This is a genomic window from Moritella sp. Urea-trap-13, assembly GCF_002836355.1.
Taxonomy (GTDB): Bacteria; Pseudomonadota; Gammaproteobacteria; order Enterobacterales; family Moritellaceae; genus Moritella.
Window position 1 is genome coordinate 372,356 of the sequence record NZ_PJCA01000001.1, and the last position, 25,643, is coordinate 397,998.

The window sequence follows — 25,643 nt, forward strand, 5'->3', positions numbered from 1 at the left end:
CTTAATTTAGTATTATGCAGAGATCTCAGCGTACAGATCACAAAATTGCTGCGTCACTTTATGCTTCGGCGCACAATTGATCAAGGGTTGGGAGATATTATGTGATTCTTTTACTTTCACTGAACTGTGGATCAGGGTATTTAAAATCGGTAAATTTTCAGCCCTTAGTTCTGCAACCAGTTTTTTAGGTAAGCTGGCTTGCCCTTGATATTGATTCACCACAATCCCTTCGACTCGTAATTTATCATTGTGATCTTGGCGTGTTTCTTCAATGTTGGCTAACAAACTGTATAACCCACGACGGGAAAAATCATCACAATCGAAAGGAATCAAACAACTATCTGCAGCAATCAAGGCTGACAAACTGTAAAAATTAAAGGCTGGGGGCGTATCTATATACACTTCATCATAATCACGCTTTAATTTCACCATCGCATCACGTAATTTATAGATTTTATGACGTTGTTCTAATTTAACAATCAAGTCACCCAATAATTCAGATGCAGGCATAATAGATAAATTAGGAAATGCAGTGGGGGTAATAAAATCATGATAAGGTCGCCCTTTCATGATGATATTTAAGGTCTGCTCAAAAAACTCAGCAACACTGAAATCAACTTTATAATCATTCCCTAATAAATAAGCACTGGTATTACATTGACTATCTAAGTCGATAATCAAAGTGCGCTTGCCTTCTGATGCAGCAATCGCTGCCAAATTACTGCAGATCGTAGATTTACCTACGCCACCTTTTTGATTAAACACAACACGGATCACGAGATACTCCCTTCTCTTAATTATTTAATTTGTTATTTTCTATATAATAATTTTTAGCTGTCTGAACTTGCTTCGCAGACTATCGATTCAACTTGGTGTAATTGTAATAATTTAGCCAGTTCTTCTGGTGGCTCAATGTCGGTAAACAATTTATTCACCTGATTAATATTACCAATATTGACCATGGCATTACGGCCAAATTTAGTATGATCGACCGGTAAGAACACTTCTTGTGAGCACTCGATGATCGCTTGTGTTACCCGCACTTCTTGATAATCGAAATCAAGTAATGAACCATCCATATCCAAACCACTGATAGTAACGATGCCAAAATCCATTCTAAACTGCTTAATAAAGTCAACGGTCGCTTCGCCAACCACACCAGCATCTTTATTACGTACTTCACCACCAGCAACAATGACTCTGAAGTCGGGTTTTTGCATCAAAATAGTGGCTACATTGAGATTATTGGTGACAACGCGTAAATTGTTATGATTAAGTAATGCACGCGCTAATGCTTCAGACGTGGTACCAATATCAATAAATAGTGATGAACCATCTGGAATTAACTCAGCCATCGCCTGTGCGATTTTCATTTTTTCTTTGGCTGTTTTCTGCTTACGGTTAACGTATGAATCGTTAACAACACTGCTTTCTAATAGTGATGCACCACCATGATGACGACGCACTAAATTGTTTTCAGCTAATTCATTTAAATCTCTGCGGATGGTTTGCGGACTTACTGAAAAGTGTTCAACCAACACTTCAGTACTGACAAACCCTTCTTCTTTAACCAACGAAATTATTTTTTGGTGACGTGTATTTTGTCTCACATCTTTCTCCCTGTTTCCCCTAATATCATTATCGAAAGGGAGTTAATATTACCCCTTAGTTTATATCATATTTACACCTGTAAACCTGAAAAATAGCGTCAATAAACAAAGTTTAACGTTATTTTGAGATATACTCATACCAGTTCATCAATATTATCAAGCTACGATCACCACGTTAATAATGGCTCGTAACGACGATATGCAAATAACAGCAACACGACGAGACAAAAAAAATGGCTTCAGATCCCGATAAACTACTCAAGAAACACCCAGGATTAACCCATTCAGAACTGCAAAAGGTGATCTCTCACGTACAGCGAGAGAAAAACGAGTGGTTTCTCAATACCGTGATGATTAAAGGCCACACTGTACCGTTTAAGTTTAAACGTAAAAAAGCGTATAAATCGTTAACCGGCGCAAGTGTTAATCTTACTTACTACCCAGAGGTCGAAACCGTTGCTGGCTTCAAGGTAGAGATTATGCATGTGGTCAGAATTAAAAAATCATAACCTATTTTAGGTGGCCTTAAGCCAGCCTTTTTTAATATGGTGATTAAGCTTGTTGCAAACATTTCAGCGAGTTACACTAGAGTAAATATTACTAACCTAACGTATTATTCGAGGGAACGACCAGATGAGTAAATCTAAAATCATTGCGGGTATTGCTACTGTCAGCATTATCTTTTATGCCATTTCAGTTTATTGGAGTGTTGAACCAGACAATTTTAGTCCAACACAAGTTACGGAAGAACTGACTAAAAATAATGCCGATATAGCGGTTGGTTCTTACATGACGGCAACGCTAATTAAATCGATTCAAACGTTAGATGAAAAAAATGGCGGTTACCTGAGTAATTCAGTATTACCACCAGCAATCTTGATGGATAACATGCCATCGTGGGAATATGGTTTATTAGAACAGTCTCGTGACCTTATGTTAGTGTTACGCCGTGATTTAAGTCGTTCACAAACACAGTCAACTGAAAATAAAGACCTACAAAAAGCACACGGTTCGTTAAATGTTGAACACACGCGTTTATTCCCAACCAATGCCAATTCTGAATACAAAAAAACCATTGCTGAACTGCAAACATACCTAGATAAATTAAACGATTCACAATCAAAAAATGCACAATTTTATGCCCGTGCTGATAACCTTGCAGAATGGTTCAAACAAGTTGAGAAACGTCTTGGTTCATTATCACAGCGTTTAAGTGCGTCTGTTGGTCAATACCGTATTAACACTGATTTATCCGGTGATCTTGGTGCTGAGCAATCAACATTCACAGAGTCAGGCTCTAACGTTAAAACCCCATGGTTAGAAATCGATAATGTATTCTGGGAAGCACGTGGTTCTTCTTGGGCGCTATATCACTACCTAAAAGCAGCACGTATTGATTTTAAAGGCGTATTACAGAAAAAAAATGCCTTAGCAAGTGTTGACCAAATCATCCTTGAATTAGAAGCATCACTTCAGCCTGTCGGCAGCCCGATGATTCTTAATGGTGCTGGTTTTGGTTTTTTTGCTAACCACTCTCTGGTAATGGCAAACTATCTGTCTCGTGCGAACGCGGCAGTTATTGATCTACGTAGATTACTAGAACAAGGTTAATCTTCGTTAGCATAAGTAACGCTTAAGCCCGTGACTCTATTTAAACCGAGTCACGGGCTTTTTTGTGCCTGAATTTCATGCCACACTTCATTATTATTTATAGCTAATAATTAATAGCTAATGCCGAACAAAACTATCAGCGATTTATTAAGCTTGAAACAGCAAAGGATACTCTTAAATGCAAACAGTACTCATCACTGGGGCTTCAACAGGGATAGGCTATCACGCTGCAACCACACTTAAAGCCGCGGGTTATCGTATTTTTGCTACAGCAAGAAAACCAGCAGACGTAGCAGCGTTAATTGCCCAAGGTTTTGAAAGTGTGCAGCTAGACTTAAGCTCGACAGAATCTATCACTGCAGCCGTTACCCATATCGTTAAGCTCACAGAGGGTAAGATTGATGTACTGTTTAATAACGGTGCTTATGGCCAACCCGGTGCGGTCGAGGACTTACCGACGGATGCATTGCGTGAACAATTTGAAGCTAATGTATTTGGCTGGCACGAACTGACGACACAAATAATTCCATTAATGCGCGCTAATGGTCATGGTCGCATCATCCAAAACAGTTCAGTATTAGGCTTGGTGGCAATGAAGTATCGCGGCGCCTATAACGCCAGCAAATTCGCAATCGAAGGCTTAACAGACACGCTACGCTTAGAGCTAAGAGACTCGCCAATCAAGGTCTCATTAATTGAACCGGGACCGATTGTTAGCCAGTTCAGAGCTAATGCATTAGCAGCCTTTCAAGAACACATTGATATTGAGAACAGCGTGCACAATAAAGATTATCAACAACAAATTAGTCGCTTGGGTAAAAAAGACGTCAGCAATAAATTTACTTTAGGGCCTGAAGCCGTCACCAAAGCGCTGATTCATGCGATTGAAAGTAACCGACCTAAGGTGCGTTATTACGTGACCTTCCCAACCTATTTATTTGCCTTGTTAAAGCGTGTTTTACCGTTTAGAGTATTAGACAACATTTTAGCCAAATCTGGTTAGCATTCTCCCTTTCCTCTTATCCAACTTTGGAATGAACATGACAACAAAATCAGCCTATGAACAGCTCTCTAAGCATTTTAAAAAGATCCATAATCTAAGCCATTTGTCTTCTATTTGTGGCTGGGACCAAGCAGCAATGATGCCTGCTGGCGGTAACGAAGCACGCTCTGAAGCGATGGCTGAACTTGCTGTCATGATCCACCAGCAAAGCACTGCACCACAACTTGCCGATTTAATTAAACAAGCGCAATCAGACCAATTATCGACAGAACAACAGGCGAGCTTGGCGGAAATAGATCGCAGCTGGCAGCAAGCTAACATAGTACCTGAAGCGTTAGTTTCAGCTCAATCGTTAGCTGGTTCTAAATGTGAACACGCTTGGCGTACCCAACGTAAAGAAAACGACTGGGCTAGTTTTGCGAAAAACTTAAAAACAGTGGTTGAGCTGTCACGTGAAGAAGCAAGCATTCGCGCACAAGCCAACAACTGCAGCAACTATGACGCCTTGATGGATTTGTACGAACCAGGCATGACCAGCGCACAGCTTGATCCGATCTTTGATGACGTTAAGTCATGGTTACCAGAACTAACGCTAGTTGCACAAGAAAAACAAAAATCAGACAATGTCATCATGCCAACAGGTCACTTCCCGATTGCCGCACAACAACAACTGGGATTAAAAACCATGCAGACCTTAGGTTTTGATTTTGACCACGGTCGTCTTGACGTTTCAGCGCACCCATTCTGCGGTGGTGTAGCTTCAGATGTGCGTATTACCACGCGTTATGAAGAAGATGATTTTACCCAAAGTCTAATGGGCGTAGTCCATGAAACAGGTCACGCGCGTTATGAACAAGGCTTACCAACAGCATTGAACCACTTACCTGTGGGCCAAGCGCGTTCAATGGGTATTCATGAAAGCCAAAGTCTGTTATTTGAAATGCAATTAGGTCGTAGTGAAGAGTTTTTAACTTTGCTAACGCCAGAAATTAAACAAGCATTTGGCGGCATAGATAGCGCTATTTATAGCCCATTAAACTTAAGCCAGTGTTATACCCGCGTAAAGCCTGACTTCATCCGTGTTGATGCCGATGAAGTGACTTACCCTGCGCACGTCATGCTACGTTATGAAATTGAACAAGCATTAATGAATGGCGATATCGAAGTAGATGATATCCCTGAGTTATGGGCGCTTAAAATGCAGCAGTACTTAGGTGTGGATACCAAAGGTAATTACCGTAATGGTTGTATGCAAGACGTGCATTGGACTGATGGTAGCTTTGGTTACTTCCCGTCTTATACACTAGGCGCTATGTATGCTGCGCAATTCATGACCACGATTAAGCAAGAAATGGATGTTTCGGCAATCATTACTAGCGGCGATTTATCCCCTATCTTCACTTGGCTTAAAACCAACATTTGGCAAAATGCGTCCTTGTTAAGTACTAATGACTTAGTGAAGCAAGCAACGGGCGAAACTCTAAACCCTACGCACTTTAGACGTCATTTAGAAAGCCGCTACTTGAAGTAAGATTAAGTTAAAATTATCGACTGAATACGAAGGAATACCAGATTGAAACAATCAATAATACACGTTGCCATTGTTGTTAAAGATTATGATGAAGCAATTGATTTTTATGTCAACAAGCTAAAATTTGAACTCATTGAAGATACTTATCAAGCAGAGCAAGATAAACGCTGGGTAGTTGTTTCACCACCCGGTTCTAATGGCGTCACTTTATTATTAGCTCGTGCATCTAAGCCTGAACAACATGATTTCGTCGGCAATCAATCCGGCGGTCGTGTATTTCTGTTTTTAAGTACTGATGACTTTTGGCGAGACTATAATCGCATGGTATCTGATGGCATCAAATTCATTAGAGAACCACAAGAACAAGATTATGGTACGGTTGCCGTATTTGAAGATCTGTATGGTAATCTGTGGGACTTACTCCAACTTAATTCGACTCATCCAATGGCATCCAGAACAGTATAACAACTCAATCTAGCGAGATAAAAACAACAGGTTTATAATTTAAACCTGTTGTTTTTTTAGAATGAATCATTCAATGATTACATCAGTTCATCACCTTAGGCAACAAGCGTAATAACTTAAATGCTTCAGGCATATTCGCTTGTGTCACCACAAAACCAATTAGTTGCTCTGCACTATCATAAGCCTTTGCCGTCATACCCGATGTCGTCAACTCTACTTGCCAATTCGCATCAGTAGCTGTGGTATTGCCGCTTAATTGAATTGGAAATAGTGGTGTTTTCACTTTAACTAACATCGCCGGAAACATAACTTCGCTCACAGCGCCTGTTAGGGTTTTCGCTAACGTATTAGCACTGAGTATTATTGGTTGTAAAAACGCTAAATGTTTACCGTCAATCTCAGCGCAATCACCAATGGCAAAGATATGTGGATCATTTGTGCTTAACTGTTTATCAACAACAATGCCGCGATTAACGGCTAAACCAGCTTGACTGGCTAATGCCGTACTAGGTTTCAAACCTGCTGCGCACACCACACTATCAACTTTAGCGGTATGCCCGTTCTTAAAGCTAACCGTAATGCCAGTGTCTATTTTAGTCATACTACTGAGCTCATTACCCAGTTGTAATTCCACCCCTTGTCTTCTCATGGTTTGGTAAAGCTGAGATGACACAAATTCAGGTAATAAACTCGGTAATAATGCATCAGCACGATCACTTAATATCACCTTATAATCAGCAATGGCTAAATCCATCGCGATTTCAGTCCCCACTAAGCCCGCACCAACCACCAATACCGATTTAGCCGCAGCCAACTTATCTTGTGACTGCTGATACTCCTCCAGACTATTCAAGGTAATAATGTCTTTCGCCGCATCACCATCAACAAAGGGCACAAATGATTGCGCGCCTGTTGCCAGTACTAAATTTTCGTAGGCGATTGCGATACCCTGACAACTCACCGTTTTTTCGGTGCGATTAATGTCATCAACACGAGTATGGTTCATCAGGGTAATATTATATTCCGCGGCAAAGTCAGTGCCGCTTTGCTTGACCATGTCTTGCGCTGTGAGTTTTTTACTAAATACATGGCTTAATTCTGGCTTAACATAATCATCGCCACTACCTGCTGTGATGACAATGATGGCTTGTTCCTGATTTGCACGACGGATTGATTTAACTAATTGATAGGCAGCAAAGCCACTGCCTATGATAACGACTGATTTTTCATTACCACCAATCATGCTACCGCCTTCTTGGTTTTTATTTCTTCGAATACATCCTTACCTAACCCGCATTCAGGGCAGAGGAAGTAATCCGGTACATCTGACCATGCAGTGCCGGGGGCGACATCTTGATTCGGCTCACCTTGCGCAGGATCGTATACCCACTGGCAGACAGTGCATAACATCGAGCTATCTACATCAAATTGGACAACCGGATTTTCTGGTATCGACTTTGCAACTGCTTGTGGCTGTGATTCTGGCGCTGTTTCTTGTACTGCCTGTTCTTGTATTGCTTGATTTGCTGCAGGTACAGATACATTAACGACAGCGGCGCTTGTTAGTGCCCACTCTTTGGCGATCATACGGCCATATTCACGGCAGGCTAATATTGCTTTACCGTCTGGTCGCCACTTCGTTTTAAGACTTTCGAAGCGTTCAAAACCAGCGTCGTCTAAGCGGCTTTCAATGCGATCAATGGCGCCACCATTCCAACCATAACTGCCAAATGCAGCTGCTTTTTTATTTTTAAAACGCAGACCAGTGATCTCTTCAAGCATGCCAGCTACTTTCGGCATCATCACGTTATTCATCGTTGATGAACCGACTAGCACACCTTTGGAAATAAAGGCATTGGATAAAATTTCGTTTTTATCATGACGTGCTACATTAAATACTTTCACCGCAACCTGACTATCAACCTCATGGATACCTTGAGCAATCGCATCCGCCATCATCCGGGTATTGTTCGACATTGAATCATAAAAAATAGTAATGCGGTCTTCTTGATATTTATCTGCCCACGTTAGATATTGCTCAATAATCTGAATTGGGTTGTCACGCCATACCACACCGTGCGCCGTTGCAATCATATCAACAGGTACATTCAAGCTTAATACTTCTTTGATCTTAGCGGTAACCAACGCACTGAATGGTGTAAGAATATTGGCATAATAACGCAGGCACTGATCCATTAACTCTTTAGTATCGACTTCATCATTAAATAAACGTTCATCACAATAATGCTGACCAAATGCATCGTTACTAAACAGTACTGCATCCCCGGTCATATACGTCATCATACTGTCAGGCCAATGCAGCATCGGGGTTTCAATAAACACTAACTGCTTGCCATTACCCAAATCTAAACTGTCACCCGTCTTCACCACATTGAAATTCCAATCTGGCTGGTGATGATGGCCTACAATTGAATCAATGGCATTTTCGGTACAATAAATCGGCGTATTGGGAATTTTATTTAACAACGCCGCTAGTGCACCTGCGTGGTCTTCTTCTGCGTGGTTAATAACAATGTAATCAATTTTGTTAAGGTCTATTTCTAATTCTAATTGTTGAATAAACTCGTAACAAAATTTGTGGTCAACCGTATCGATTAATACCGTTTTTTCCTCTTGAATCAGATAACTATTATAACTTGTGCCTTTTTCAGTTTTAAATTCAGTACCGTGAAAATCACGCACTTCCCAATCACGTTGTCCAACCCAAGAGATATTACTTTTCACATGAATAGTCATATTGTATTCCAATTAAAGAGTTTACGAATTTATATACTCTAGTAATTGCATCTACCGTGCCAAAAGTTAACTTGTTGATTTTAATATATATGACATACGATCACTGTCATAATGACTACCTTTACACATTGTCATTATGACTATACACTGTCGATAAGACAGTCTTTTATATGATTATAACTATGCAGCATGATACTAAAGATCTTATCCATATCGCCTTGGATTTAACCACCAATATTTCCAGTCAAGATCGCTTCGAACGCTTACTCACCACCATGCGCAAGCTATTCAACTGCGATGCATCGGCACTGTTAGAGTTTAAAGGGCAACATTTCAAACCCTTAGCCATTAATGGTCTGAGTGCAGATGTATTAGGCAGGCAATTTAATATCAATGAGCACCCAAGATTAGAAGCGATTGCGAGAGCCGGTGATGTCGTCAGATTTCCAGCGGATAGCGACCTACCCGACCCTTATGATGCCCTTATTACTTCGCACCAAGGTGATTTGCATGTGCATGCGTGTGTCGGCTTGCCCTTAATGGCAAATCAACGCCTGATTGGTGCGCTAACTATCGATGGTTTTAATCCTCACCAGTTTGATAACTTCAGCAATGATGAACTACGCACCGTAAGTGCATTGGCAGCAGCGACACTAAATATCGCGTTATTGATGGATAAGCTGGAAAAAGTGGCAGGCACCATGGCAGAGTCCGACCCAGCCAAACATCAACCACAAAGTAACACTGAAATTATTGGTCAGTCAGTGCAAGTCCAAGCCTTAAAAAAAGAAATCAGCGTTGTGGCCAGCACCGATATGACGGCTTTGATATTGGGTGAAACAGGGGTGGGTAAGGAACTCGTTGCCACCGCAATCCACCAGCAATCGTCCCGAGCAGATAAACCGCTGATCTACCTTAACTGCGCAGCATTACCCGAATCTATCGCCGAAAGTGAGCTGTTTGGCCATGTCAAAGGCGCCTTTACCGGCGCTATCAGTAATCGCAGTGGTAAGTTTGAATTAGCCGATAAAGGCACCTTATTTCTTGATGAAATTGGCGAGTTAACCCTGACTTTACAAGCAAAATTACTGCGGGTTCTACAATATGGTGATTTACAGCGTATTGGTGATGACCGCAATTTAAAAGTCGATACTCGCATCATAGCGGCAACCAATAAAGACTTAAAAGAGGAAGTCCTTGCAGGTCGATTTAGGGCTGATCTTTACCATCGCCTGAGTGTCTTTCCTATTATGGTATCGCCTTTACGTGAACGCGGCGAAGACATTCTATTATTGGCCGGTTTCTTTATGGAACGCTGTCGCAGCAAGTTGCAATTAAGCCATTTGAGTTTAAGTACTGCTTGCCAAAAAACACTGATGAGTTATCCATGGCCAGGGAACATCCGCGAACTAGAACACAGCATTAATCGTGCTGCTATTCTCGCCAAAGCAGAAGCTAAAGATGAATTAGTGATACTACAACCTTCACATTTTAGGATTGAACATTCCCCACTTGAAGTAACAGATGTGATCACGCAACCGACACTCGCCGTGACGAATATCCCCGTGGATAATTTACGCGAGGCCACCGAACAATTTCAACGACAGTTGATCACTAATGCACTGCAAGAAAATGATAATAACTGGGCTGCAACGGCGCGCCAGCTTTCAATCGATGTGGGCAACTTACACCGCTTAGCCAAGCGGATAGCATTGAAACAATAAAATTAGCAAAATAAAAAGGTAAAACTGAATGAATAAAGGCCGCACATTTCTATTTATGAAATGTGCGGCCTTGGTTTTCGCTAAAGTAATAAATAACTACGCCATCATTACTTCATCGGTAATGAAATCTGCCTAAGTGATACCGCGCCAGGTACTAACTCGAGCGTCATAGTGGCGCTTCCACCACCAATACTTACATCAATCTCGATATTGTTTTTATTACTTAAACTAATCTCCATACGACCATCATCTAAGAACTCAATAGGTCCTTGCAGATCCATGGTGATTGGATAACTGTGTAAGTTATGCGATAAGTCTAAGGTTACATGCATATTTGGCGAATCCATATATACATCAAGTTCAATAATAAAGTTAAGTTGCTGCGTCTCTTCATTCCAAATAATATAACCCGTTGGCACCACTGTTTTACCATCAACAGTAGGATAACGCGGACGCATAATCATAGTGCCAGTCGGGGTATCAGAATTGATAATACCAATTAACTTAGCTTGTACATAAACATCTGATGAGATCATCTGTTGAGCATGAATAGTTACCGGAATACGATTATTAATAGCATCGTACTCCCCCACTTCTGTTGGCATAAAGGCGCTAATAAAAGTCTTCGAATAATTTTCATCACAACGAGTACCAATAGCACAACCCGTTTGAGCAGCTGTCAGTAGACCACCAAAGCTACCCTCTTGTACTCTTAATTTTGCATAGTTACTGGTAAGCGTTTCAGCGCCTTCATTCCAACGGTAATCACGGTTACTATCTGTCGTAGGCATCATCAGTGGGTTAAATACAAATTTATCGGTAGGAGCAGCTCTAAACGGAATGCGGATATCAGGGCCGCCTTGGTCTTCAGCACTCGACTCTTTCAATAATGTCGTCTGTAATGCATAACCGGCTTCACTACAGATCGCAGAGCCATTAGTACAATCGACTTGCGCTTGCGTGGCATTCTCCTGTGAGATTAACGAATACTGATAAACATTCGCGCCTTGATCTTGCCAATTATCCGTTGGCGAGAAGGTTAAGATCTTATTATCATACTCCATCACACCCGGTACCGTTGACTGACAAACACCAGCACTATTCACAACTTCAACGCGGAATGAACCACTATTACAGCTACTACCAAGTATTAAACTTGCTTTGTCGATTGGCTGACTAAAGGCAATAAAGATGTCGCGTTCGGCCTGTAAACTAAAGATATTAAACTTATCATCATCAGCTAATCCACCATCACAACGACCGGCTATATCATTAGCATAGTTAGCTTCAATCAGTGCACAGGTATAACCAGGAACGGTGCCTTCAACCATAGGCGATGTTTGTCTTAATGCTTGGGCTTTATAGGGTGTGGTCAATGTTTGCTGCACGGCTGCTGGATTACCCGCTAAATCACGAATACTACCAGTAATGGTATAATCCGTTGCCGAAGATAAGCTAGCAACAGGATCTATCACAATCGATGAGCCATCTTGACTAATGATTGCGTCAACCCGAGTCCCGTTTTCATCTCTCAACACAAGACTTTCTAACGAGGCTAAATCAAGCGGTTCGTCATAAGTAACGATAACATTATCGCCCAAACTAAAGTGGGTAATATTCTCCGCCGGATAAGCAGATTGGAATTGTGGCGATAAGGTATCAACGACGGCTTCAGGGGTTGCATCCGCAGTATACGATTCCATATGGAATGATACTTGTGCGTGAGCATTATCAACGCCTAAGATCTTCACATCAATTTCACTGACCGCATCAATAATCATCGCTGCGCCTTCCGTTCTCACGGTACCCATCAATTCAAGATGCATGATATTCTGACTTAAACCACCATTGGCTTTGCCATTGAGCTTACCGGCTTCGTCGTAACCATCAGTCGTCATAGCGACATCCATAAACAGATGTAATTGCTTAGGTGCGTACTTATGCTCTGAGCTGGTATTATTAATTAAATAACCGGTGGCATCAGAAATGTTAGTCATACGAATATTACCGGTATCGAAACCAGTCGGGAATTCACCGCCCACTTTCACTGTTAAGCTAGAGCTATTTAAAATAGAACCTTTACGAATAACCAGTGGCGTAGCGTCATCAAAGTTACCCAAGTTCGCTAATTCAGTCACTAAATCTGAGTCCACATAGGTCGTATCATTACCACCAATCAGCACCGACTTTATCGTTACCGCATTGGTCAACTCCCCAGAGTAAGGTGATGCTTGGCTATTATCATTCATGGTGACGTTCATTGGTTTAAATGCATGCTCACCTGAATCTAATACCGTGAAGGTTTTTTCTAAACCCGTAAAGCTGTTACCCGCCTTGTCTTTAACGCCATCACTGACGATAAGTTCATAACTGCCATCAACATCAAGATCTGTCGCCGGATCAAACGTGATATAACGACCTTTGACAATTAAATCACCAGCAATTTGCTCACTTGTACCGACTTTCTGGAATTTAAAGCTATCACCAGTAACTAAGGTCTTGGTATCAATGTCATTAGTCATGCGTAGACGTAATGTCGTGAACGTCGTAAACGGTAATTCATCGCTTGGGAAAAAACCGTCCGTATCCAAAGCAAAATTAGCCGAATCTTTCGCTAACCGAGTGGTGAAGGTAAGCGGGTCTTGTGCAGTACGCGCTGCAGTTAGTTCTTTATTACTATCCGCTTCGTTAATCAAACCAACTGCGTAAGTGACAGTGTACTGCTCACCCGCTTTTAGCGTTTGCGCTGGTTTAAAGGCTAAGCCATTAGCTTGTGGGTTTTCTGGATCGATCGCAAAACTACTCTCAGTCACTTCAACCGATGTTACCTCAACGACATTACCAGCACTGTCTGTCAAGCTAAAAATTTGCGATAAAAAGGTATCTAACGGATGCGAAAATGACAGTAATACCGAGGTATTAACCGCAACATCTGCTTGGCCGTTTGATGGGAATGAATAGAACTCATGGGCATCAAATAAACTTTTCGCTCGACGCGCCGCTAATGCAGCTCGACTTTCTTCGGCCGTTAATACTATGTCTTCAGTTGTTTCATTGTCTTGTAACTCAGCACCACAGCCACTCAACATAATGGCTGAAGTAACAAGGCTACTCTTAACAAAAGCGCTAAAAGAAGCATTAAACTTAGTGTTAATGATTTTCATAAAGCCGCCTTAAAACTTAGTCGCGAATGACAGTGAAATTGTTGATACCGTACCTTCTAATTCAACCGATGAATTATTAGCACTGTCTTGATGAGAAATAGTATGGTCCGTTGGATCAAGCACTTGTAGTTGATAGGCTAAATCAATCTGCCAAGGGTAAGCCGTTAAACCAGTCCCTTTATGAAAATAAGAAAAACCTGCGCCCACGACTAACTTGTCAGCACTAAGGTAATTAACATCCAAGGTCGCTTCTTCAGGATCTAAAGGTGAGACTTCATAACTTGCACCGGCCATTAATTTAATCGTATCGTTAAAATTAAGCTCAATACCGGCACGGGGAATAATAATATCTTCAAAACCAACACTCGCTTGGTCTTTAACTGTGTCGTCTAACATTAAGGTATTTAAGTCTGACCAGCTTTGCTGTTCAGCACTCAAAGCTAAACTAACAATCCCCGCTTTAAAGCGTACGCCTGCAGAGATAATATCTGGCTGGTAAGCATCATACGTTAATAAGTTAATTGGTAGGTCTGTGACCGTTTGGGTAATAGTGGCAGCCGCTTTAATATTGGCTTGACCATAACTTTCACCACGAAAAGCAGCAGCAAAAGTAATACCATTACCCGAGCAAGTTGTATCACTACCACACATCATACGGCCAAAATCTAAGGTAATACCGGCAATAGGGGTGATAACTGGTTCTGCTGCAATGGCGACACTCTCATTGCCCGCAGCGGTACCATCCAATTCACTTTCTAAATTCATCGCCGCATCAGCATGTAAAGACACTTGCGCGCCACCACCAATAGTTAAACCAGGAATAATTTGGATTGAACCCGATGCCGCAACAAACAATGGTTTCTCACCATAATTAGCTAACTGACCAGTTTCTGATGTTGACGAGCTAAACGCCATCATCTCAGTACCGTAATTTTCGATACCAGCAATCAAGCCAAAATAAATAGGATAAGAAAAATTAAATAAGTTACTCACATTAACATTCATGCCAGCAAGTATTGGTTGCGTGGCTTCATCAAATGCTTGCTCACCAGCAGTAATATCTGGGGTTGCTGATAATAAACCAACATACATCTCGCCTTGGTCTGCCGTGGCGAGTGCCGATGGATTGTAATAAGCAGCAGATGATTGCGAATTAAATAAAGAAAAAGATTGAGCAGAGGCAATATCGACAGGTGATAAACCAAATGTTGTGCCTAAGTTGCCGAGGCTGGCCTGAGCAGTTCCCGCACTCAGCGCGAAAGCTACCGATGCAGTAAGTAGAGAGATATTGTTAGAAAGTGTTTTCTTAGTCATTGGTGCTAACTCCATTTAGCGAAACTAAAATAAGTATTCTCTAGTGGCTCCAGCCACAACAACGGAATACAGATCAAATTGTGAAACACATCCAGCGGACATGTTGTCATTTTCTGGGAGTAAACATACCTTAATTGCCATACTCAATGCCGTGCATAAATCTATTTATGCCATCATTCAGACACTAATGAGCTAGAAGCATGAACCACAAACTCATGCCTTGTTTTTATTACACTGACCCTGACTTAGTTATTTCAATTTACTTAGTGTTTATACTCAAACTAAATGCGCAGATATGCTAATAAGCAGAAATCCATGAAAATGGCGCAGGTAATACTGCAGTGGCACCGTCAGTTTTAACCGCTTCAACCCGCTGTATAAAATCATCGATATTGGTCATCCTCACTCCTTTCAGGGCTTGGCTATGATTATTAAAACTGTTGTTATCGAAGCTGTTATTACCAAAGAAGTCCTCCCAATGGCCCATAACAATCATGCTCGGTTTAGTCTGTTGCAAGATAGCCTCAGGGTAATCATCAACTTGATGAAAGGCCGCAACACACAATATCGCCATATCAACGGCCTTGGTATCAGCCATTACTGGCATCAATCCATCTGGCGAATTACTGGCGGCATCTTGATAATGGATACGGTAAATGGACTGCTGTTGAGCGTCTAAAAAATCGATAACATACGCGTAGGTTTGTCCTTCTTTCCAGCCATAAGCAGTACTTGGCAATTCAGTTAAAGGCTCAGTATATTTTCCTGACATTACTTTTATGCCCATAAAGTGCGGTGCATGGTCGGATTTAATTGGCATCATTCGGATAGTATTATTATCGTTATATAACCACCTGCCCGGCTGTTTACCAACCGCAGCATAGTCAGTAATATCAAGCACACGTTTATCATCAATAACGGCGGTGACAATACTTTCCATCGTCGTCGAACCTACAACCGTTGTCGTCGGCATATGTTGCTGCATGATATAAGGTACATCCAGCAAATGATCATAATGTGCATGGCCCACTAAAATAAATTCAGCCTGCTTTGCTGGTAACGGTAATAATTTATCAATAAGATCGTGATCCGCTGCAATTGACAGTGGCAACGTCACATTCATCAAACTCGGATTGGTAAAAGAGGGCGCAGTCATAATACTGTCTTCACCATATTGAAATAAGTAACCACCGACACCAAGATATTGAATATTTAACTGTTTGTCACCTTGCAGTAGCCCCTTCCCCGCCACTTGCTGCAGCGTAAGGTCAGGATGATGATATACCTCTAAGTCATCCACAGACGTAGAGCAACCCGCTAATAGCCCAGTCATCACGCTACAAAACAATACTTTCAATATATAACCCTTCATTCGTCCCTTCCTGTCATAAATAGCGATGCCCTTGTTATAAGGGTCTTAAAATAACAAAAACGCGATAACGAAACTAATTAATGTGCGTTTCATATCTCATTGCATTGAAAGTAGTACTAAAAATAATACTGTAAATAGTACTTTTAATGCCAGTCCAATTAATGGATGTCGTGACATTTAATGTTTTCAAGCTCTGTCACTTTTCGTCATTATTGATACCTAACTTGTCATTTTGTTGGCAGCAAAAAGCCTTTATTGGTTGCTTTAATAGAGTCATAGCTTGTTAAGCAGTCTTACACCAATAAGGGAACTGACCATGAAAAAATCTATCTTCGCAAAAACATTACTGATCACGTCAATGGCGTGTACTAGCATCTCAGCCAATGCAGCAGAACAAGAGCCACTAACAAACTGGGAAAAAGCTGGAGTATTTTCATCTACCATTATCGTTGGCACCATTGCTGGCGGCCCGATTGGTTTGGTCCTTGGCGTCGCAGCAGGTGATTGGATTAATAATACTTGGGATAAGTCGATTGAATCTGACCAGTTGATGGTAGAAAACCAACAAATGACAGAGAACTTACTCGCCAGTGAATTACAAAATAACCAACTACAACACGATGTATTAATTTTGGACCAGCAAATTCAAAACATTTCAGAGACAGAAGAAGTAAACCAACAACTGGTCATGGATGCTTTACAACTGGACCTACTATTTGCAGTTAATCAAAGTGCAATTGATATAACTAATCAAGCACGACTAATGCAAATTGCTGATTACCTCATCGAAAACCCAAGCATGAGTATCGTGTTGTCAGGCCATACCGATCCGAGCGGCCAAGAAGAACTGAACGCAAATTTAGCCCAGCAAAGAGCAGTGGCAGTACAAGATAAACTGATTGCGTTTGGCGTAAACGAAGATAATATTCAAGTACAATCATTTGGTGCCGATCTCGCCAGTGCAGAACTCGGCGAACTGATTCAATATCCACGAGATCGTAAAGTGAGTGTCGAGTTTATCGATAACTTAAGAGATGACAACGCTGAAGAAATGGCAATGCAATTCTAGTCATATTCACATCACACGAAACTTAGATTAGGGCTGGCGATAGCAGGTTATAAATAGCGCGCAGGCCTTTTATCTATGTTGTTATATTACCTCGGTTAGCGACGCCCAACCTTGTGCTCCATATTCAGCTAAAAAATAATGATTATCTAGCCTATAACTCTTTTCAAAACTTACATCGCCTTGTTCTATACTGAAATAGCCATCGCAAAATATTTAAATAGTATTTTATGATCTAAGTAACAGTTTACCATCCCCAAATGAGTATATTTAGTAGTGTAAATACATTATTTCACGACTATTTAGTTAGTCTTATCTTTATCTGGAGCCTCATTATGACCATTAACAATATCCTTTGCCCTACCGACTTTTCAGACACGGCCAATAAAGCGTTAGGCTATGCAGCAGAAATGGCAATCAAACATGACGCTACCTTGCATTTAGTCAGTGTGATTAATGAGATCCATGGCTTCGATAGTTTTCAGGTTCTCGCCATCACGCCAAGTGATATTCACGAGCATATGCTAAAAATAACCCAAGAAAAACTAGACGAATTAACCAATGACATCAAGCCTAGTATTCCACGACACACGGCGGTCTTGGAAGGACATCCATCAACAGAGATCGTCCAAGCAGCTGTCGATTTTGATTGCGACATGATCGTTATCGCCAGCCATGGTCGCACAGGTTTAGAGCATATATTGATAGGTAGTGTGGCTGAATCGGTTACCCGCCATGCGCATTGCCCAGTATTGATTGTCAAATAGATAAGACCAGTCGTAGATAACGTCTCAAAATAATCCTCGTTAACAATTGATTTAATGAGGATTGTTACTATTTTGGCGTGAATTCATGGAACCAGGTCGGAATTCGCTCTTCTAACCAATATTTTGGCTTCAAAATTGAACCATAGACAAAGCCAACATGACCACCATAACGACTTAATTCGAATGCTATATTCGCAGACATGTCTTCAAGTTTTGGGATCACCTTTTTGGTTAAAAACGGATCATCCTCGGCATGAATAAATAAGGTTGGGGTTTGGATCTTGTGCAAAAATTGCAAACTACTGCATTGACTATAATAATCCAGTGCATCTTTAAAACCATGTAACGGCGCCGTAACCCGATCGTCAAACTCAACAAAGGTATTGAGCTTCTTCACTTGCTTGGTGGTCATGTCTAACGCTGAACGCATGTCTAAATGTTCAAACTTACGCACCACGCTGGCTTGTAAACGTTTAATCAATCGACGTTGATAGGCTTTGGAAAAACCTTTTTTAATCCGCTCAGCACTTTCCGCTAACAGCAATGGCGCTGAAACAATTGAAGCAGCTAACAGCTGTGATTTTGTACCGGTTTGAGCCAAATAATGCGTGAGTACGCTGCCACCCAGTGAATAGCCAACCGCAAATAAAGGCGCATTCGGGTAACGTTTGGCAATTAATCCAATCACATAACTGGCATCGCTGGTATCACCGGAATGATAAGCGCGTAATAAACGGTTTGATTCTTCACTGCAACCCCGAAAATGCATCACCAATCCAATCCAACCCGCCGCACTGACCGCCCGCATAATGCCCTTCACATAGGGAGACTCGACAGAGCCTTCAAGCCCATGGAAAATAATAACAATCGGCTTATTATTCTCGACAGTTGGCTTCGTGGTCCAAGCAAGATCAAGAAAATCACCATCTTCAAGCTCGAGCCTTTCATTGATTGTCGGTATCTCCAGATTGCGAAGATTAATCGTCGGCAGCATGGTTTGTAAATGCGCATTACGCATCCACCACTGCGGCTGAAATTGACTCGGTTGAAACATCTTTGAATACCTTAAGTTAACCAACTGACCGTTTAAACAACGTCTTACATTTGATTGGATATATTATAATAACACCACTAGGAGATTTTATAATAACACTACAAATATACTTTATAATAACATTACAAATAGTTAAATTACGGCCAGTTGAGTAATTAATACCGCCCAGGTTAATAATGTTGTAAACTGAAAATAATTTTATTTATAGCCAGTAGCATTAATGAATTATATAGAACTTGAATCTTATTCTCGAAAATGGATCTTTAATCATAAATCGTTACCTGTTAACAGTGATGATTTAGCTAATATCAAACCATTTAGTAAAGCCAGAGCCAGCCAACTGTGGAGCCAACTGATTAGCTCGCAATGTAATTTTACCGATCAATTCAGTAAAGGCGACTGGCCACACGACCAAAAGACTTGGTCACAAGAAGCCGACTGGCAAACAGCTTGGGATGATGACGATAATAATGAGTTACCTGAAGCAGTGCTCGCGCATCTAACCTGGGATGATAACAGTAAAGTTTATTTTTGCTATGAACGCTTCAATATGATTGAAACGAACTGGGGCACATTTAAACGCAACTGGAAAAACTTTTTGTTTTATGATGATGGCGCACTATTAATCTCTGCAAAACGCAAAGAAACCCTCTCATTTCGACAAAACGGTAGCGTATTAATTGGTACCCGCGCACCTGTTGCGCCAGCAAAATAAAGAGCCATTATGCATACTCCTTGTAGTTGTGGTTTAGCAATGCCCTTTAAAGATTGCTGCGGTAAATATATTTATGGGATAGCAGCGGCTGCAACTGCCGAGCAACTAATGCGTTCGCGTTATAGTGCTTATGTGCATAATGCGCCGGTATATTTAATGGCAACCCATCATCCTGATTTTATTCGCGATTTAAATGAAGATTTAATTGCCGATACGGCGAAAAATACTCAATGGTTACGATTAGAAATAATCATGAGTCAAGGTGATGAAGAAAGCGAAACTGGTATAGTAGAATTCAAAGCTTGGTTTCAAGATGGTGAAGAAGAGGCATGTCTGCATGAGCGTTCTAACTTCATCGTTGAAGACCAGCAATGGTTTTATACTCAGGGTGAACTAAACCCGGCACCGCTTAAGCAAGGTCGAAATGATCTGTGTTTATGTGGCAGTGGTCAAAAACACAAAAAGTGCTGTGGTTAACGCCAGCAGAAAATATGGCTAAACAGATAGTAGAAACAAATATCTTGTTTAGCCATAGACAATTACACATCAAATAAAGTAGTAGATATAATCATGGAAAAGAAAATATTACTGGCTGATTGTCCCGATCAAAAAGGACTTATCTCAAAAATCACCAACATCTGTTACAAGCATCAACTCAACATCACCAATAATACCGAATTTGTTGATAACACCCATAATCGCTTTTTTATGCGTACCGAACTCGAAGGCATATTCAACGATGAAACCTTGCTTACCGATCTGGATAGTGCTCTTCCAACAGGCTCGCACCGCAAACTAGTGTCAGCTGGTCGCAAACGCATCGTCATTTTAGTAACCAAAGAAGCGCATTGTCTTGGTGATATCTTAATGAAAAATTACTACGGCGGCTTGGATGTTGAAATCGCCGCAGTTGTTGGTAATTATGATAGCCTTGCTGAATTAGCAGAAAAATTTGATGTACCTTATCACACGGTTTCTCATGTCGGTATTAGCCGTGAGGAACACGAAGCACAGATCATTGAGACAGTAGCAAAATACCAACCGGATTATGTTATTTTAGCAAAATACATGCGTATTTTAACGCCACATTTTGTTGCTGCATTTGAAAATAAAATCATCAATATTCATCATTCTTTCCTACCTGCTTTTATTGGTGCACAACCTTATAAGCAAGCATTTGAACGTGGTGTAAAAATTATTGGTGCCACAGCCCACTACGTCACCAATAATCTTGATGAAGGGCCAATTATTTTGCAAGACGTGATCCACGTGGATCATAAATATAATGCCGAAGATATGGCACGTTCAGGAAAAGATGTAGAAAAGTCAGTGCTCAGTAAAGCGCTGCGTCTGGTACTTGAAGAGCGCGTCTTTATTTATGAAAACCGCACCGTCGTATTTTAGGCATTTGCCTATTTTAGCACTCACTGCAAAAAAAGTTGTTTCAAAGAAATAGCTGCGGCATAAAATGTCAGGCTCATAAATCATTATGGGCCTACCTCAGTTAATCTTCACATTTACCTTTACACTATTCACTATATTGCTAATATTAATCACTTATTCCTCATATCACGGTTTATTATGCTAACAATTATTTTTACTGCCTTACTCAGTAGCCTCTTTACCGCACTGGCTTTTATATCTGTATTCAATAGAGTGATTAAACCTTACCTAGCAACACAAATCACCTTAATAAAAACCGAAGCAGAAGCTACAATTAGCCAAGCATCGCCACAAATAAGTAAAGAGATAGCAGATGCTATAGAAGCAAAAATTGCTGAACTACAGCCAGCGCTAGAAGCGCATGTGAAGCAGGAACTTGATCAAATCATTGACGATTTTTTACCACAACTCAGTAAAGAAGTAGAAGACGGAGTTGATAATTCCTTTAAAAAGTTTATCCCAACCATGATGGGATCAGCAGCGACTATGCCTGCTGAAACGCTAATTAAAACCAGTTCAAGCTTATTTAATACCGGCATTGGTATATTACGAAGTGTCACTCCAGATGTAAAAAAATAGCCTAACGACGTGATCCAGTTAGCATTTAAAACAATCAGACTTGCAACTGGATCGACCTGCCTATGAGCAAATTTAATGTAAACTGGTGTTTTCATTATCGTAGCTTAATTAAATATGTTTCTAAACGAATTCTATTCTCAAAAAGACAGCTCTTTTCGCTTTACTCAACAACAGGCTAGTCGCTTTGCTAAAACGGTAGCAAACGATTATAACAAGATCCATGATGTGGATAATAAACGTTTTTGTGTACCTGGCGACTTACTTTTTGCTGTCTCTTTGGCTAAATTTGGTTTATCTGAAACAATGAAAATTGACTTTACCGGTATGGTTAAGAACGACACAGACCTAGTATTCTCCCCGTTATTAGACAATAAAACTGAAATACTTAATCCCGAGCAGAAATCCTTTATGGAATTAGAGCTTGGCGGTCAATCATCGCATGATGAAAGTATAATCAGTAAAATTATTAAAGAATACGTGCAGTTCTCAGGTAAGAATTTCCCCGACATCATGGTGCCATTAATGCGCTCAAAAAACCTGATGTTTAACCCTGCACGTGCTTTAATCATGTATAAATCAATGCAAATAAGCATGACTCGCGTACAAGTTAATAGCATTGAACTTAAATTTGATGAAGCGATTATTGAAGTGCAAGGTAAGCGTGCAACGGTGACGTTTAAGTTCGATTTTTATGAAGGTGATGACAAAGTCGGCACAGGTCAAAAAATAATGCTGTTAAGCGGCTTGATCGCTTACGAAGAAGCGGTAATGGCCGGTGTAATTGCCGATTATCAATCGGCAAAGACTAAATACCTTGCTGCTGCGAGCTAATTCGTTATTCGTTTTTTTTATTACCAACTATTTAATATGGTCGAGCGGTAATACCGTTCGGCTTAAAACATTACGCAGCATAAAACTCGATCTAACCCCCGTTACCCCTTTAATACGCGTCAACTTACCTAATAATAATTCTTGGTAATGATCCATATCCGGTACGATAACCTTTAACTGAAAATCTGCATCACTACCGGTGATAATGCAACATTCCATTACATCAGGAATGGCGGCAATCTCCGCTTCAAAATTATCAAATCGCTCAGGTGTATGTTGGTCCATACTAATATGGATATAAGCTGTCAGCTTTAAACCGAGTTTGGCTTGGTCAAGCAAGGTCACGTGTTTATCTATTAAGCCTAATTCTTCTAAATGCTTAACGCGGCGTGAGCAAGGTGACGCCGACAGGCCAATTTTATCGGCTAATTCTAAATTACTGATCCGGCCATTTTCTTGGATTAAATTTAAGATTAATTTATCCGTGCGATCAAGTTTCATCTTTGCATCTCCGTATCATCAAATTATAAAAGGCTAAAAGGCATAAAGGCATAAAAGCCAATTTTTCTGGTCATTATCGCCTCCATTTAATGAAAGTTAGAATATAAATAGCGCACCAAAACAACCCAAGGGTTAATTATTGCCAATAATTACGATAAATACAAATGTAATTGCGAAGAACATGATAATTAATGCAAACATCGCAACCACATTCCAAATCGTTATGGCTATACTAAACCCAGTTAAAGATAACGCCAAAAGCTGATTAGCAAACACCTTAACCTAGGTCGCTGCGGTGATAGAAGTACCCTTCTTGCAACCAATCAGGCACCAATCCTTACCCAGGAATATTCGTCATAACCAATGACAGGCAATATTAACGCAAAGATAGGCACCTTAAACGGTGCCTTTTTTGTATGCGATTTTCCCAGCAGACATCCCAGATACTACAAATTAACTACCACTTTCAAAGGCTAACCTCTATAATTGGCTAATAAGATTAATTATACTAATTGGCACTCAGCCAAACAGCGTATAATAAAATACTTAATCACTTCGTATTGCGTATATTTCACGACCCACTCTGTATTATCCAGTCACAAACATAGGTAAATTTTAATGCACTATGCAAATATCACCGGTTGGGGTAAATGCTTACCGCCCGCAACGCTAACAAACCAAGATCTCAGCACTTTTCTTGATACCAATGACGAGTGGATCCAGTCTCGTACTGGTATGCAAGAACGTCGTATCTCACATGTAAGTACATCAGAATTAGCGTATGTAGCAGCTTGCCAAGCCATTGCAGCAGCGGGTATTGAGGCATCAGAGCTTGACGGTATTTTCTTTGCGACTTGTACTGCCGATTGCACACTGCCAAGTGCGGCATCAAAAGTACAAGCTAAATTAGGCGCAACTAACGCGGCAGTATTTGATATGAATGCCGCTTGTACTGGTTTTGTGTATGGCTTGAGTACCGCTAATGCGTTTATCCAAAGCGGTCAAATGGACAAGATATTAGTGATCGGTGCCGAACGCATCAGCTATTTCCTTGACTGGACAGAACGTGGTACCGCGGTATTATTCGGCGATGGCGCAGGCGCGGTTATTCTGCAATCAAGCACAGAAAAGCAAGGTATTTTAAGTAACAAAATTGGCTGTGACGGTGATGCTGGGCATATTCTTTCAGTACCTAACTTTGGTACAGACAGAGCGCGTTTCAAAAATATTGATGGTCTATTTGACTTTAACTTCGAAGGCAAAGAGATCTTTAAACGTGCGGTAACTCGTATGGGTGAAGCGTCTGCGATTGCCCTAGAAAAAGCCCACATGACCCCTGAAGATATTGATTTTATTATTCCGCATCAAGCCAATCTACGTATCATCGATTTCTTAGCTAAGCGTATGGGAGCCAGCAAAGAAAAAGTAATGGTGAACGTACATAAATATGGTAATACCTCATCTGCAACAGTGCCGATTGCACTTTGTGAAGCACTCGAAGAAGGCCGTATTAACGCTGGTGACAACGTATTACTGGCTGCATTTGGTGGTGGCTTAACGTGGGGCGCGACAGTCATCAAGTGGGGTGAAAGAACCACGCCTATCGCAACATCAGATGTGACATTACCAGAATACAATGGCACAGCATTAGCATTGATCCAAGATGCGATTAAAGGCTGCCAAGACGCGAAATTGGCCCGTGAATCACAAGCAGATTAATTACGATAGCTAAGTAAGCAGTAGTCATTAAACAAAAAAACCAGTGAATCACTTCACTGGTTTTTTTTCATATTAACCTTTAGCTACGAATTAAACTGGAGCTACTGCTTAAACTGAAGCTACTTACACTCACCTTCAGTGAAACCACGTACCGTTGCATCTGAACAAGCGCCACATGCATTGCCGAATGTTTTCAATTCACCCGATTCAGTAGTGCCGCATACAGGACGGTAATCCATCGTGCAAATCTGTGGACGTTCATCTGGGCAGCTATTACCGTAAGTTGGTAATGTCGGCAATGCCTTTGCCGTTTCCGCAGTCGTCTCGGTATTACTACATGCCGTTAAACCAAATACTGTTAATGCTACTAAAATTACTTTTTTCATCTTAATTCCTGCTCTTCATTGATTATTATCA

At 40.9% G+C, this 25,643-nt stretch carries 24 protein-coding genes; 14 read left to right on the plus strand and 10 right to left on the minus strand.

What is annotated here, in order from left to right:
• Positions 1 to 12 precede the first annotated feature (12 nt).
• Both CXF93_RS01675 and CXF93_RS01680 read right to left on the minus strand, forming a co-directional pair.
• Complete coding sequence (locus CXF93_RS01675; RefSeq protein WP_101060571.1) at positions 13 to 777, minus strand: ParA family protein; 765 nt, start codon at positions 775 to 777, stop codon at positions 13 to 15.
• A 53-nt stretch (positions 778 to 830) separates the two neighbouring features.
• Entirely contained in the window at positions 831 to 1,610 is a 780-nt protein-coding gene (locus CXF93_RS01680) for a DeoR/GlpR family transcriptional regulator (protein ID WP_101060572.1), read from the minus strand.
• 233 nt (positions 1,611 to 1,843) lie between these two features.
• Between CXF93_RS01680 and CXF93_RS01685 the strand changes: the two genes are divergently transcribed.
• From CXF93_RS01685 to CXF93_RS01705, 5 genes are all read left to right on the plus strand, one after another.
• Positions 1,844 to 2,119 (plus strand): hypothetical protein, encoded by a 276-nt coding sequence (locus CXF93_RS01685; RefSeq protein WP_101060573.1) that lies wholly within the window; start codon positions 1,844 to 1,846, stop codon positions 2,117 to 2,119.
• 124 nt (positions 2,120 to 2,243) lie between these two features.
• Positions 2,244 to 3,221, plus strand: a complete 978-nt coding sequence (locus CXF93_RS01690; protein ID WP_101060574.1) for a DUF2333 family protein — start codon at positions 2,244 to 2,246, stop codon at positions 3,219 to 3,221.
• A 178-nt stretch (positions 3,222 to 3,399) separates the two neighbouring features.
• Positions 3,400 to 4,224 (plus strand): SDR family oxidoreductase, encoded by an 825-nt coding sequence (locus CXF93_RS01695; protein ID WP_101060575.1) that lies wholly within the window; start codon positions 3,400 to 3,402, stop codon positions 4,222 to 4,224.
• Positions 4,225 to 4,261: 37 nt separating this feature from the next.
• A complete protein-coding gene (locus CXF93_RS01700) occupies positions 4,262 to 5,755 on the plus strand; it encodes a carboxypeptidase M32 (protein ID WP_101060576.1) in 1,494 nt (497 codons plus the stop codon).
• A gap of 42 nt (positions 5,756 to 5,797) precedes the next feature.
• Complete coding sequence (locus CXF93_RS01705) at positions 5,798 to 6,220, plus strand: VOC family protein (RefSeq protein ID WP_101060577.1); 423 nt, start codon at positions 5,798 to 5,800, stop codon at positions 6,218 to 6,220.
• Between the two features lie 82 nt (positions 6,221 to 6,302).
• On the opposite strand, the gene norW is transcribed toward CXF93_RS01705, so the two are convergent.
• Positions 6,303 to 7,463, minus strand: coding sequence for an NADH:flavorubredoxin reductase NorW (gene norW, locus CXF93_RS01710; protein ID WP_101060578.1), 1,161 nt, complete (start codon positions 7,461 to 7,463; stop codon positions 6,303 to 6,305).
• Positions 7,460 to 8,977: an anaerobic nitric oxide reductase flavorubredoxin gene (norV, locus tag CXF93_RS01715; RefSeq protein WP_101060579.1), complete on the minus strand. Its 1,518-nt coding sequence runs from the start codon at positions 8,975 to 8,977 to the stop codon at positions 7,460 to 7,462. The genes norW and norV overlap by 4 nt, the downstream gene beginning before the upstream one ends.
• Before the next feature lie 182 nt (positions 8,978 to 9,159).
• Here norV and norR point away from each other — a divergent pair, with 182 nt between their 5' ends.
• Positions 9,160 to 10,701 carry a nitric oxide reductase transcriptional regulator NorR gene (gene norR / locus CXF93_RS01720; protein WP_198551558.1) on the plus strand — a complete coding sequence of 514 codons (1,542 nt, stop codon included), beginning with the start codon at positions 9,160 to 9,162 and terminating at the stop codon, positions 10,699 to 10,701.
• 107 nt (positions 10,702 to 10,808) lie between these two features.
• Here the strand turns inward: norR and CXF93_RS01725 are convergent, their stop codons facing one another.
• From CXF93_RS01725 to CXF93_RS01735, 3 genes are all read right to left on the minus strand, one after another.
• Entirely contained in the window at positions 10,809 to 13,865 is a 3,057-nt protein-coding gene (locus tag CXF93_RS01725; protein ID WP_101060581.1) for an Ig-like domain-containing protein, read from the minus strand.
• A 9-nt stretch (positions 13,866 to 13,874) separates the two neighbouring features.
• Positions 13,875 to 15,179, minus strand: coding sequence for an OmpP1/FadL family transporter (locus tag CXF93_RS01730; RefSeq protein WP_232784057.1), 1,305 nt, complete (start codon positions 15,177 to 15,179; stop codon positions 13,875 to 13,877).
• A 298-nt stretch (positions 15,180 to 15,477) separates the two neighbouring features.
• On the minus strand, positions 15,478 to 16,551 hold the full coding sequence (locus CXF93_RS01735; protein ID WP_101060583.1) for an MBL fold metallo-hydrolase: 1,074 nt from the start codon (positions 16,549 to 16,551) through the stop codon (positions 15,478 to 15,480).
• 316 nt (positions 16,552 to 16,867) lie between these two features.
• Here CXF93_RS01735 and CXF93_RS01740 point away from each other — a divergent pair, with 316 nt between their 5' ends.
• Positions 16,868 to 17,620 carry an OmpA family protein gene (locus CXF93_RS01740; RefSeq protein ID WP_101060584.1) on the plus strand — a complete coding sequence of 251 codons (753 nt, stop codon included), beginning with the start codon at positions 16,868 to 16,870 and terminating at the stop codon, positions 17,618 to 17,620.
• Between the two features lie 332 nt (positions 17,621 to 17,952).
• A complete protein-coding gene (locus tag CXF93_RS01745; RefSeq protein ID WP_101060585.1) occupies positions 17,953 to 18,384 on the plus strand; it encodes a universal stress protein in 432 nt (143 codons plus the stop codon).
• Positions 18,385 to 18,451: 67 nt separating this feature from the next.
• On the opposite strand, the gene CXF93_RS01750 is transcribed toward CXF93_RS01745, so the two are convergent.
• Positions 18,452 to 19,438, minus strand: coding sequence for a hydrolase (locus CXF93_RS01750; protein WP_101060586.1), 987 nt, complete (start codon positions 19,436 to 19,438; stop codon positions 18,452 to 18,454).
• A gap of 220 nt (positions 19,439 to 19,658) precedes the next feature.
• Between CXF93_RS01750 and CXF93_RS01755 the strand changes: the two genes are divergently transcribed.
• From CXF93_RS01755 to CXF93_RS01775, 5 genes are all read left to right on the plus strand, one after another.
• Entirely contained in the window at positions 19,659 to 20,153 is a 495-nt protein-coding gene (locus CXF93_RS01755; RefSeq protein ID WP_101060587.1) for a DUF2947 domain-containing protein, read from the plus strand.
• Between the two features lie 9 nt (positions 20,154 to 20,162).
• Entirely contained in the window at positions 20,163 to 20,630 is a 468-nt protein-coding gene (locus CXF93_RS01760; protein WP_101060588.1) for a YchJ family protein, read from the plus strand.
• Between the two features lie 93 nt (positions 20,631 to 20,723).
• On the plus strand, positions 20,724 to 21,557 hold the full coding sequence (purU, locus tag CXF93_RS01765) for a formyltetrahydrofolate deformylase (protein ID WP_101060589.1): 834 nt from the start codon (positions 20,724 to 20,726) through the stop codon (positions 21,555 to 21,557).
• A 177-nt stretch (positions 21,558 to 21,734) separates the two neighbouring features.
• The gene (locus tag CXF93_RS01770; protein ID WP_101060590.1) at positions 21,735 to 22,175 is read left to right on the plus strand and encodes a hypothetical protein; all 441 of its coding nucleotides are present in this window, start codon (positions 21,735 to 21,737) and stop codon (positions 22,173 to 22,175) included.
• 114 nt (positions 22,176 to 22,289) lie between these two features.
• A complete protein-coding gene (locus CXF93_RS01775) occupies positions 22,290 to 23,006 on the plus strand; it encodes a DUF3581 family protein (RefSeq protein ID WP_101060591.1) in 717 nt (238 codons plus the stop codon).
• 27 nt (positions 23,007 to 23,033) lie between these two features.
• On the opposite strand, the gene CXF93_RS01780 is transcribed toward CXF93_RS01775, so the two are convergent.
• Entirely contained in the window at positions 23,034 to 23,507 is a 474-nt protein-coding gene (locus tag CXF93_RS01780; protein ID WP_101060592.1) for an Lrp/AsnC family transcriptional regulator, read from the minus strand.
• A 618-nt stretch (positions 23,508 to 24,125) separates the two neighbouring features.
• On the opposite strand from CXF93_RS01780, the gene CXF93_RS01785 reads away from it, so the two are divergent.
• Positions 24,126 to 25,226, plus strand: coding sequence for a ketoacyl-ACP synthase III (locus CXF93_RS01785; RefSeq protein ID WP_101060593.1), 1,101 nt, complete (start codon positions 24,126 to 24,128; stop codon positions 25,224 to 25,226).
• 119 nt (positions 25,227 to 25,345) lie between these two features.
• Here CXF93_RS01785 and CXF93_RS01790 read toward each other — a convergent pair whose 3' ends face one another.
• The gene (locus CXF93_RS01790; RefSeq protein ID WP_101060594.1) at positions 25,346 to 25,612 is read right to left on the minus strand and encodes a lipoprotein; all 267 of its coding nucleotides are present in this window, start codon (positions 25,610 to 25,612) and stop codon (positions 25,346 to 25,348) included.
• Positions 25,613 to 25,643: the final 31 nt, after the last annotated feature.